The sequence below is a fragment of the Eubacterium sp. CAG:156 genome, from assembly GCF_000434315.1.
GTDB lineage: Bacteria > Bacillota > Clostridia > Lachnospirales > Lachnospiraceae > Eubacterium_U > Eubacterium_U album.
Genome location: NZ_FR878187.1, coordinates 138,224 through 150,533, shown reverse-complemented (window position 1 = coordinate 150,533; position 12,310 = coordinate 138,224). Strand labels below are relative to the sequence as shown.

The window sequence follows — 12,310 nt, the reverse complement described above, 5'->3', positions numbered from 1 at the left end:
GCTTCTTCTCAGTGATTATGCATTCGCCAAATACTATCTGCTTTTTTTGCAAGCAAAAAGCAGATAGTATTTGGCTCATTGCGTATAACAAAAAAAGTGCCATGTGGTTTGACACTTTTTTAGTTTATTTTTATTTTATTATTGTGCTTATTGATTATTAAATTGCTACAACTTTTACGTGTGTTACAGCTTCTTTATCAGCATCTACACTAATTGTAAGCTTACCGCCTAAATTAGTTTTCATTTTTCCTACTGCTCTGTTGCTGATGAAAACTTCATATTCTTTTTCTGCTGTTAATTCAAGTGTTATCTGAGTCTGTCCTAATCCTTCAACAAAGAAACTTACTTCATCAGCTGTTGCTTTGAATGCATTTACTGCTGTTCCCGGTGTTGATTCATATACAAACATTCCGTTTCTTTCTAATTTAGTAATCTCATTGAAAGTCTTTACTTTGTACATATCACCTGCAACTTCAAAATCTGCAAGCTTTGTCTTCTTATCTAATGTATAATCACCAAAGCTAATAGAACCATCGCTTTCTTTTCTAATCAATTCGCTTACTACTGCCATCTTATCCTCCTGTTATTTTCGCCCGTTAATTCCGTCAGGCGTCCTAGTGTTTTTTTCATTATAACATACTTGTCCGTTTTTTTCTTCCAAAAGTCGTATATAATTTATTAAATTTTTATTACAAATTTATCACTATTCGTTCAATTATTTCTTTAGAATAATAACCTCTTTATTTCTAACAGAAATAGTTATGCTGTCACCATTTGTAACATTTCCATTTAATATTTCATCTGACAATGTATCTTCAATTTTATTTTGAATCATTCTTCTGAGTGGTCTTGCCCCATATTTCTTGTCATAACCTTCCTGTGTTATATACTTTTTGGCAGAATCTGCAAATCTGATATCTATATCCATCTGCTCTTTTACTCTGTGTTTAAACTGGTTAAGCATGATGTTTACAATCTTTCCTACTTCATTCTTTCCAAGACTGTGGAACACAATAATATCATCAATTCTGTTTATGAATTCAGGTCTGAAAATTCGTTTAACATCTTCCATGACATTTGCTTTCATTTTTTCATAATCCTGTTTTTCATTTTCTTCTGAATTGAATCCTAATTTTTTAGGTTCCATAATTCTTGAAGCACCGGCATTACTTGTCATAATCAAAATTGTATTTTTAAAGCTTACTTTTCTTCCTTTAGAATCAGTAATGTGACCATCATCAAGTACCTGAAGTAATATGTTAAATACATCCGGATGTGCTTTTTCAATTTCATCAAATAGTATAACTGAATATGGATTTCTTCTCACCTTTTCGCTTAATTGTCCACCTTCATCATATCCTACATATCCCGGAGGTGAGCCTACCATTTTAGAAACGCTATGCTTTTCCATATACTCAGACATATCTACCCTGATAATTGCTTCTTCAGAACCAAATACAGATTCTGCAAGAGCTTTTGATAATTCAGTTTTACCTACACCTGTAGGTCCTAAAAATAGGAATGAACCAATAGGTCTGTTTGGATCTTTCAAACCTACTCTTCCTCTTCGTACAGCCTTAGCTACAGCTTTTACTGCTTCATCCTGACCTACTACTCTCTTATGAAGTACTTCCTCTAATTTAATTAAGCGCTTTGACTCATCTTTTGTTAACTTACTTACCGGAATTCTGGTCCACATTGAAACAACTTCCGCTATTTCACTTTCACCTATTACAGGTTTATTTTCATATTTATTTGTGTTCCATTTTTCAGTAACCTTATCTAACTTAGTCATTGCCTTGTCTAAATTAATCTTAGCTTCGCTTCCCGTCTTAAAGTCACCCTTCTTTATGGAGTCTTCCAACATATTTGTGTAAAGTTCTACATTGTTTTCAGCATTAATAACTGCTTTTGTTTTTGGTGTTCCTTTAAGTCTTGCCTTTGCACATGCTTCATCAATTAAATCAATTGCCTTGTCAGGAAGGTATCTGTCATTAATATATCTTTCAGATAATTTTGCTGCAGCATCAATTCCTTCTTCTGAAATAACAACATTATGATATTTTTCATAAGTATCTTTTAAACCATTTAAAATTGTAATTGTATCTTCTACTGATGGTTCATCCACCATTATTGGCTGAAATCTTCTTTCTAATGCTGCATCCTTTTCGATATTTTTTCTGTATTCATTTATTGTTGTTGCTCCAATTATTTGTATCTGGCCTCTTGCAAGTGATGGCTTTAATATATTTGAAGCATCCATAGAGCCTTCTGCACTTCCTGCTCCTATGATTGTATGAATTTCATCAATAAAAAGAATAATATTGCCTGCTGCCTGAACTTCATTTATTATTCTTTTAATTCTTTCTTCAAATTCGCCTCTGTATTTTGAACCGGCAACCGTGCTTGTCAAATCAAGAATAAATATTCTCTTATCGAGCATTGTTTCAGGGACTTCACCTGCTTCAATTCTCTGTGCAATTGCTTCTATAATTGCTGTCTTACCTACACCCGGTTCACCTATAAGACATGGGTTGTTCTTTGTTCTTCTACTTAAAACCTGTATAACTCTCTGGATTTCTGTTTCTCTTCCTACTACAGGGTCTAATCTCTTTTCATGTGCATCTCTTGTTAAATCTCGTCCAAACTGTTCTAATGTAGGCACATCTGACCTTCTAACCGGCTCTTTTCTTCCCTGCTTAACATATGCTCTAAATTCATTAGGGTCTCTATCTGTAAGTTTTAAAATATCTATGCACAAATTTTTCAAACTAAGTCCAAAACTTGTTAGCATTCTATTTGCCTGACATTCAGGGTCGGCAATTATTGCCAATAGAATATGCTCTGTTCCAACCTCATTTACTCCCATTCTTCCTGCTTCAAGTTTTGCTCTATCTAAAACTCCCTGACTTCGGGATGTAAATTTTAAATTATTTCTTGAAATTCTTCTCTTCGTTTTTAAAATATCCTGCTCTGTAATGTCTTCGCCTATTGCCCTGATTATATCGTGAGCTTCAAGTTCATAATTGTATAATATATTCGCAGCGACACCGTCAGTAACCTTTGCAAGCCCACCTAGAAGATGCTCTGTTTCTATATAATCAGCCTCAAAATATACAGCAATATCTTTTGCATATTCTAAAGCCTGTAAAGTCTGTTTTGTATATTTTTTGTCCTCCATTGCTTTCCCTCCTATTCTGTATTTATTGTATCAGACATTTGTGATTTATTTGCAAATATCTTTATTATCATTATTTTAATAATTTAATAAAACTGTGATTATTAAAAAAATACTTTTATTATATGTCAGAAAGGACCCGAAAGCTACATCTTGCAACACTCCGGATCCTTGTTATTTTGTTATTAATCTACGAAAACAAAATCATCATCATCATCATCTAATTTTACTGTGCTGTCTTTCTTATCACTCTCTGTCTGAATGTCTTTTTCATTCTCCATCAGAATACTATTTTCATTTTCTTCGATTTCATTTGTTTCTTCTAAGATATTGATTCCATTATCAGCATCATTATCTTCATTCTGTTCATCTGTATCGTCAAATATACCTGTTTCCATTGCCACAGCTAATTTTAAATCCTCATTTACTTCTGAAATAGCTTCTTCTATTTCATCTTCTTCTGTCTTTTCATGAGTTTCTTCTGTAGTATCATCACTATCTGTAGTCTCAGGATTTTCTTCGTTTTCAGAATCATCTGATTTAACATCATCATTCTGACCTTCTACATTGATTCCAAAATTATTAATTTCTTCGTCTTTTAATTTTTTTACTTTTTTTGTCTTATTTGACAATATAAGATTTAAAACTGCAAATATAAGAATAACGATTAAAATAATTAATCCTGCAATTGCTTTCACTAAGATATTATATCTGTCAACAATGCTATTATACTTATCCTGTAATTTTCCGTATGCAGTATTTGCTGCCTCAAGCTGTGTATTAACATCATTTGTAGCTATGTATCTCTGAAATACTTTTTCCTGATCATCATAACAATAAAGATTTATATCTCCATCCCAGTTCATTGCATATACAAGATACAATTTTTCTTCTGAATCAAGTTCCCATGCACTAACTTCCTGGTCATAAATTGTTATTCTTTTTTTTGTATAATTCTTAAGGCATGAATCTCTTTTTTCCGGTCTTACTACAGTGTACATTCTACTCTTAATAAGAATGTTTCTCATCGGATAAAAAGTGTCCTTCTTTTCATTATAAATATAAAATCCTGCTATGCCTTCTTCCTCATTTGTCATATAGACTGCTGTGAGTTGTTTAACTTTGCCTACAATACAAGGCACTTCTTTTTTATTATATGTAAATGTACTTTCTTCAAATCCTTCAGGAATATCACTTTTTTTAATTTTTGAAGAAATGGTCAATTCTGTTTTGTTTACAGTGACCTTAATACCGCTATCTTTTTTAGTATTGGTATCTTCTTTATAGGTTTCTTCCTCATCTGTAGTAAGTCTCTTTGTTTTAATTGTGTATGTAGTTTTCTGGCCATTTGAATCTGTTACTTCAACATATGTCTTATTGTCGCCTTCATCTAATGTGTCCCATGAGACTTTTACATTTGCTGAACTTTCATTTGCAACGGCTTTAACGTCTAATTTTTTCACGCTGTTTTTTACTGTAGCTTCATAATCAGTTACATCTTCTGAAAATGAAGGACTTAAATTTACTACCGTACTGTCACCTGAATCTGTTTTCCCATTAACTGTCAATTCTTTTAAAGAAGAATCTGCAAAAACATTTGCTCCCATTAATGTTGTCAATCCTGCAGCCACAATTAAACTTAATAATAATGATTTACTTTTTCTCATTATTTGTACCCATTCCTTTAATCACAAACATCTTGTGTTTAAAAGGTGCAAATCAAAGGCTTATATGATTTGCAATTTTCCTTTCTCACATATTTTTTTCATCTCTTTCCCTTACTTTTAAGCTTCGTCGATAGCCTTTCCAATATCATGTCTCATATACTTATTATCGAAATCTATCCACTCTGTTGCCTTATATGCATTTGCTCTGGCTTCTTTTAAATCTTTTCCCTTTGCAGTTACGCCTAATACACGTCCTCCGTTTGTTACAATCTTTCCATTGTCATCAAACTTTGTTCCTGCATGGAATACATAATATCCATCTTTATCCTTAAATGTATCTAATCCTTTTATTTCAAATCCCTTTTCATAGCTTACAGGGTATCCGTCACTTGCAAGAACTACACATACAGCTGCATTATCTTCAAACTGTAAATCAATCTTATCAAGCGTTCCGTCGATACACGCTTCAAATACATCAATTATGTCATTTTTCATTCTTGGAAGAACTACCTGTGCTTCCGGGTCACCAAATCTTGCATTATACTCTAATACCTTTGGTCCGTCTTCTGTAATCATTAATCCAAAGAAAATAATTCCCTTAAATGTTCTTCCTTCAGTTTTCATAGCGTCAACAGTAGCCTGATAAATGTATTTCTTACAGAATTCATCAACTTCTTTTGTATAGAATGGACTTGGTGAAAATGTTCCCATTCCTCCTGTGTTAAGACCTGTGTCACCATCTCCTGCACGCTTATGGTCCTGAGCACTTGTCATTATCTTTATTGTATTTCCGTCAACAAAAGATAAAACAGAAACTTCTCTTCCTGTCATAAATTCCTCTACAACCATTGTATTTCCGGCTGAACCAAATTTCTTATCAAGCATTATGCTCTTTACGCCTTCAATTGCTTCTTCTTTTGTATTGCAAATTAATACACCTTTTCCTAAAGCAAGTCCATCTGCCTTTAATACAATTGGATATTTTGAAGTTTCCAAATATTCTAATGCTTTTTCAGGAGAATCAAAATTTTCATATCCTGCTGTTGGAATATTGTATTTCTTCATTAAGTCTTTAGAAAACGCTTTTGATCCCTCTAAAATAGCTGCTGCCTTATTTGGTCCAAATACTCTTAAACCTTCTGCTTCAAAAACATCTACAACACCGCCTACTAACGGATCATCCATACCAATTACAGTTAGGTCAATTTCTTTTTCTTTTGCAAATGAAACTAACTTATCAAATTCCATTGCACCGATATTTACACATTCTGCATATTCTGCAATTCCTGCGTTTCCGGGCGCACAATAAATCTTATCAACTTTTGAACTCTTTGCTACTGCATTTGCAATGGCATGTTCTCTTCCACCGCTTCCAACAATTAATACTTTCATTGTCTTCTCCTTATATTGTCTACTGATATATTACTTTATTGTCTACAACTTTGATTTTTCCATTAGCAATATCATTAATTGCCTGTGGCATAATCTTCCATTCAGCCTGTTCCATAACTCTTTTCTGAAGTACTTCAGGTGTATCTCCAGGTAAAATGTCTACCGCCTTCTGATAAATTATAGGGCCTGTATCTGTTCCTTCATCTACAAAATGAACTGTAGCTCCTGTTACCTTAACACCTCTTTCTAATGCTTTTTCATGAACCTTTAATCCATAAAATCCATTTCCACAGAATGATGGAATAAGAGATGGATGTATATTTATAATTTTATTTCTGTATTTTGAAATCATTTCAGGAGGTAATACAACCAAAAATCCTGCGAGAACAATTAAGTCTACTTTATACTTATCTAAAGTATCAATTAATGCCTGATTAAAATCTTTTCTTTCGTCAAAATCTTTAGGTGAAATACATTCTGCATTAATTCCATTTTCTTTTGCTCTTACAAGTGCATATGCATCCTTCTTGTTGCTTATTACCACTTCAATTTCTGTATTTGTAATTACTTTATTCTTAATTCCGTCAATGATTGCCTGAAGATTCGTTCCTCCACCTGAAACTAAAACCCCAACTCTTAGCATAATTCTGCTCCTTTTTCTCCTGCCTCAATCTTTCCGATTTCATAACATGTTTCTCCGGCAGCTTCTAATGCTTTCATTGTCTTTTCTACATCTGCAGAATCAACTGCTAATACCATACCAATACCCATATTGTATGTGTTATACATCATTTCTTCTGCAATATCTCCTGTCTTAGCAAGGAGTTTAAAAATTGCAGGTACTTCATAGCTGTCTTTCTTTACAACTGCCTTTACTCCATCAGGAAGCATTCTTGGAATATTTTCATAGAATCCACCACCTGTAATATGGCTGCATCCCTTAATTGTTACTCCTGCATCTTTAACATTCTTTAATGCTTTAACATAAATTCTTGTCGGAGCAAGTAAAGCTTCTCCTAATGTCTTTCCTAATTCATCATAATATGTATTAAGTGATTCTTCTGACATTTCAAATACTTTTCTTACTAAAGAAAATCCGTTACTATGTACACCTGATGACGCAATACCAATTAATGCATCTCCCGGCTTAATATTTTCTCCTGTAATTAAATCTTTTTTATCTACTACACCTACTGCAAATCCTGCTAAATCATATTCATTTTCAGGCATAAGTCCCGGATGTTCTGCTGTTTCACCACCAACTAATGCTGCTCCTGACTGCTTACATCCTTCTGCAACACCACTTACGATTGTAGCAATCTTTTCAGGATAGTTCTTTCCACATGCGATATAATCAAGGAAGAAAAGTGGTTCTCCACCTGAACATGCAATATCATTTACACACATTGCAACACAGTCAATACCGATTGTATCATGTTTGTCCATAATATAAGCTAACTGTACTTTTGTTCCACATCCATCAGTTCCTGATAATAAAACAGGATCTTCCATTTTCTTAATAGAATCTAAACTGAAAGCTCCGGCAAATCCTCCAAGACCTCCTAAAACTTCTGGTCTCATAGTTCCTTTTACATGCTCTTTCATAAGTTCAACTGACTTGTAACCTGCTTCGATATCAACGCCTGCCTTCTTGTAATCCATAATTCTTTTCTCCTCTTACTTTCAAATGGTTTCTTAAATCATTTTTAATCATATAATGCAAAAACAAATTATAATAAATATGTTTTTTATTTTTCATATTATAATTTAGTACCGATTATATGAAAATATAATACCGTTACGTTTTTTAATATAATTTTAGTAGTTTTTATATCCTACTTTTTTCAACTTTGTATCTTTTGCTACAACGTCTTTTTTCATTTTTTCTGTATATGCTTTTAACTTTTCAAGCAACTGTGCATCAGATGTTGCAAGAATCTTTGCTGCAAGAATACCTGCATTCTGTCCACCATTAATAGCAACTGTTGCAACCGGAATACCTGATGGCATCTGAACGATTGAGTATAATGAATCTACTCCGCCTAAATCTGATGTTTTCATTGGTATACCTATTACCGGCATAGGGAATAAAGCTGCGCACATGCCCGGAAGATGAGCTGCCTTACCAGCTCCTGCAATAATAACTTTTACTCCTCTTTCTTCTGCGCCCTTAGCCCATTCAAAAAAGATGTCCGGCTCTCTGTGTGCTGAGATGATTGTCATTTCATAATCAATTCCTATCTCTTCAAGAAAATCTGCTGCTTTGCTCATTACCGGCAGATCTGAATCGCTGCCCATTACAATTGCTACTTTTGCCATTGCTCTTCTCCTTCATAATTTCTTATAGTATTGCATTAAACTTTGATGCCTACGGATTGTTCCGTGCTACGCACTCACACAATCCTCCCCTGGCTTCTTAAATCATAAAAACACTTACATTGTAACTGTTAAGACTTATTACGTCAATAAATGGGGTACTAAATTAACAATTTTATTACATTTATTTACATTTTTATGTTTATTTTATTTATCAAAAGCTTCATTTAAAAGTTCTGTTCCCGGAAGAACAAATCTTCCATCCTTTATAATGACAATTTCTTCACCATTTTTAGTTACGGCTGTAATTTCTCCAAGTTCATCATAAGGTATCGTTATATCTGTATGGCAACTGAAATATGCTTTTGACAAATCTTCATTTCTTAAAGCTGAGATTTCATTTTCCTTTGCTACAATTTCTTTTCCATCAGGATTAAATGTCTTAACATCTTCTTCCCAACTGTAACATGTATCACCTACTGCAAAATGAGGTCCCATTTTTTCCACTATTAAAATTGGAAGTTTATATACTATATCGTATTTATTTGCCATAACATAAGCTGTTGTATTTGTTCCTATGGCAAATTCCCCTATAGGTAAAGTGTCATGATTAAACATAACATTTTCTTTTATATACTTTTTATTTTCTTCTTCAGTATCGAAATTATTACATGTATAGTCTTTTATGCATCCATTTTCAAATGTAATTTCCAAATCATTGTATTTTAATTCATTTAAATATACCTGACTCACATGTAACACTCCGTTAGTTCCTGTAAGTTTTGGCGAAGTAAACACTTCTCCTAATGGAATGTTTACATCTGCCAGACAGTTTTCAAAATTAGTTTCTTTTTCAGGATTTTTCAATTCATGCATATTAACCGTAATGTATGTCTTATTGCTTCCTTTTCCTTCGACCCTTACGAAATCTGCCTTATCAAGGGCATCTATTATACTCTGCTGTACCTTGCGATATTTATCCTGATCTAAACAGTTAATTTTAACTGTCTCTTCGAATAATTCTTCATAATCCATTCCAATTTCAGGAAGTGGAAACGCAATAATCGTAAAGCTTCTCTCATCGCCCTTAATATATTTTTGAACTATCTGAGTATATTCTCTTGCATATTCAACTTTTAATTTCTGTTGCTCCTTGTTTAACTGTAAAGCTTCTTTTTTATTTTCCGGCTCAAATGGATTTTCTCCAAATACTTCTATAACCGCCGGTCCTGCCATAAGTGCTGCTGTTTTCTTTCTATTTTCAAATGCTGTAGTTGCAACCTCTAACTTTCTTTGTACATAACCTTTGTCAAAGAATAATGCATCATCAAACTTATGGTCAAACCAATACTGTTTATTTATCTTGGTAGATTCATATCCTCCTTTATAAATAACCGGTTTTAATCCCATATTTTCAAACTGCTTTATGGCTGCACGGATTATTCTTTCAAATCCAATATAATATCTTATATCTACTGCACTTTTAATAGATAAATCTTTTCCTGTGTTTATAAATCCAAGTCTGTATCCTTCCGTATAAACACTTGCAATTTTATCTATTTTTTCCTGTGAAAGTGTATTTAAAAATTTTGCTGTTTCTATTTCGTTTTCACTAATACTTTCACCATATTTGTATAAATATCTTAAATCTTCTAAATCACTTTCCATTACAATCTTAACTGCAAAATCATTTTCAGGATTTATTATTTCATCTATTCTGTTAGTCATAAAAATTTCTGAATTATCTTTTTCAAAAGAATAAATCATATCATGAATTGATTTTTTTGTAAGATTTTCTCTATCTTCAAATTGATTATATATTTCTATAAACAATTCCATTCTCAATGTTATTTCTTCTAATTTGCCCTGAAATGCATTAGAAATCATATTTCTGTTTGTCGTAAATACATAACATAATAACTGTCCGTATTCTTCTCCTAATTTTTCTACTGCAAATTTAGGATTTGCAAAACATTTTTCATATACAATTTCTGTTTCATCTTCATATAAATCTTTATTAAGAGCTGTCAACTGTTCTAAAGTCAACTCTTCAATCTTTTTGCTTTCTATTAGCCCAAGTAAATTATCTATTTTAAGTATAAACTGTGCTGATGCAATAAAATAAGGTAGAAATTTTTCTTCTACTGTATCTTCAGTAATTATTTCTTTTATTCTTTCTATAGCAATATCATATCTTTCTTTAATCATAGACTTACTCCTAAAGGCTATTCTTTAATTCTGCCTTTTTCTACATTTTTATTAATTATATTTTCAAAATATTCCCATATTTTAACGGAACCATCCGGTGTTTTTTTGTTTCTCGCCATAATCTGTTCTTTATTTACACCGTGCTCCATCCACGCTCTTCCATCAGTAGCATCATTTAACATTATTGGCTGAGTTTTGTCTAATGTTATTGCAAATTTTGCTTCTTTTGTTTCTCCGGCTTCAAATTCATCCCAGAGTCCTCTAATCATTTTTGCCTGATTATTTGGAAGTATGTTAAAAATTCTGTCTGCGGCAGCTAATTCACGTTCTCGCTTTGTTTCATTTCCCTTATTATCATATGCATATGTATCGCCTGCATCTATTTCAACAAGGTCATGTACAAGTACCATCTCTATAACTCTAAGCAAATCTACTTTTTCATTTGCATACTCATTCATTATCATTGCCATCATAGCCAGATGCCATGCATGCTCAGCATCATTTTCATGTCTGCTTCCACTTGTCACATATGATTGTCTAAAAATTTCTTTTGATTTATCTACTTCTCTGATAAATTCCATCTGCTTTTCAAATCTTTCTTTATCCGACATTGTCTTACCATTACTGCTGTGCAAAGCATCCTTTCTTATATTTTTTAGTAAAATACTAAATCATTTTTTTTAAGTAAAATACTAAATCATTTTTATTGTTTCGCGCTACGCACTCCCACAATTTCACCCTGGCATCATACATATATTAAAAATACGCACAAAATTCCAATCCAAATTACTGCATTAGAAATTGTTCCTATATATGTGTATTTTAAAAACTTTGTTTCTTCCTGATAACTTTTTAAACCTATTACAAATCCGGCAAGCGCAAGTCCAAATATAGCCCATGCCAAAATTCCTACATATATACCTGCGTTTCCATTCTGCACTATGCATAACGCAACTGTTAAAACAAATAATATAAAAGCTTCAAGTGCTATAAGCGAAGATATTCTTCCGCCCTTTGTATAACTGCTTAATGCTATTCTTTGTTTTTTGTCTTTTTTATTTCTTTTCGCCATTGTTTCTCCTACATAACATGTTTGTGAAGTTTTGTTAATCTGAATATTATATATCCTAAACATCCGCCTAATGTATTAAGGAAAATGTCATCAACATCAAAAGCACCTACTTTTGTCAGCAACTGTGCTGTCTCTATTCCAAAACTAAGCAGCATTGCCCAAATTGTAACTGTTATTATATTTTTAAATATTGGTTTTCTTGATATGGTTGGTAGCAAAAATCCAAACGGCAGAAAACATACTACATTTCCTACCAGATTTATAAGTGTAACATTCCAGCCATATGTGTAGCGCATATTCCAAAAGCGCTTAATTTCTTTAAATAATGTTAAATTATATCTGTATGTATCACTAACCAGCTCTCTATCTAAACTTTCAGAGAAAAACATTACATACAAAGCACATAATAAATACAATATAAACAGGATACGACCCCAAAGCCGTATCCTTTTTTGAGTCTTTGTCACTACTTTAAAA

At 32.6% G+C, this 12,310-nt stretch carries 11 protein-coding genes; all 11 read right to left on the bottom strand.

Annotated features, from left to right (window positions below):
- Positions 1–157 precede the first annotated feature (157 nt).
- Complete coding sequence (locus ABMA45_RS10175) at positions 158–571, bottom strand: hypothetical protein (protein ID WP_022089784.1); 414 nt, start codon at positions 569–571, stop codon at positions 158–160.
- Positions 572–715: 144 nt separating this feature from the next.
- Positions 716–3,181, bottom strand: coding sequence for an ATP-dependent Clp protease ATP-binding subunit (locus ABMA45_RS10170; RefSeq protein ID WP_022089783.1), 2,466 nt, complete (start codon positions 3,179–3,181; stop codon positions 716–718).
- 182 nt (positions 3,182–3,363) lie between these two features.
- Positions 3,364–4,845, bottom strand: coding sequence for a cadherin-like beta sandwich domain-containing protein (locus ABMA45_RS10165; RefSeq protein WP_022089782.1), 1,482 nt, complete (start codon positions 4,843–4,845; stop codon positions 3,364–3,366).
- 117 nt (positions 4,846–4,962) lie between these two features.
- Positions 4,963–6,237 carry a phosphoribosylamine--glycine ligase gene (gene purD, locus ABMA45_RS10160; protein WP_022089781.1) on the bottom strand — a complete coding sequence of 425 codons (1,275 nt, stop codon included), beginning with the start codon at positions 6,235–6,237 and terminating at the stop codon, positions 4,963–4,965.
- Between the two features lie 19 nt (positions 6,238–6,256).
- On the bottom strand, positions 6,257–6,880 hold the full coding sequence (gene purN / locus ABMA45_RS10155) for a phosphoribosylglycinamide formyltransferase (protein WP_022089780.1): 624 nt from the start codon (positions 6,878–6,880) through the stop codon (positions 6,257–6,259).
- Positions 6,874–7,899, bottom strand: coding sequence for a phosphoribosylformylglycinamidine cyclo-ligase (gene purM / locus ABMA45_RS10150; RefSeq protein ID WP_022089779.1), 1,026 nt, complete (start codon positions 7,897–7,899; stop codon positions 6,874–6,876). Before purM ends, purN begins: the two co-directional genes overlap by 7 nt.
- Before the next feature lie 156 nt (positions 7,900–8,055).
- Positions 8,056–8,556, bottom strand: coding sequence for a 5-(carboxyamino)imidazole ribonucleotide mutase (gene purE / locus ABMA45_RS10145; protein WP_022089778.1), 501 nt, complete (start codon positions 8,554–8,556; stop codon positions 8,056–8,058).
- A 204-nt stretch (positions 8,557–8,760) separates the two neighbouring features.
- Positions 8,761–10,761, bottom strand: coding sequence for an aminopeptidase (locus ABMA45_RS10140; RefSeq protein ID WP_022089777.1), 2,001 nt, complete (start codon positions 10,759–10,761; stop codon positions 8,761–8,763).
- Positions 10,762–10,778: 17 nt separating this feature from the next.
- Positions 10,779–11,372: an HD domain-containing protein gene (locus ABMA45_RS10135; RefSeq protein WP_147585581.1), complete on the bottom strand. Its 594-nt coding sequence runs from the start codon at positions 11,370–11,372 to the stop codon at positions 10,779–10,781.
- Positions 11,373–11,506: 134 nt separating this feature from the next.
- Complete coding sequence (locus tag ABMA45_RS10130) at positions 11,507–11,833, bottom strand: hypothetical protein (protein ID WP_022089775.1); 327 nt, start codon at positions 11,831–11,833, stop codon at positions 11,507–11,509.
- A gap of 8 nt (positions 11,834–11,841) precedes the next feature.
- Complete coding sequence (locus tag ABMA45_RS10125) at positions 11,842–12,300, bottom strand: VanZ family protein (protein ID WP_022089774.1); 459 nt, start codon at positions 12,298–12,300, stop codon at positions 11,842–11,844.
- Positions 12,301–12,310: the final 10 nt, after the last annotated feature.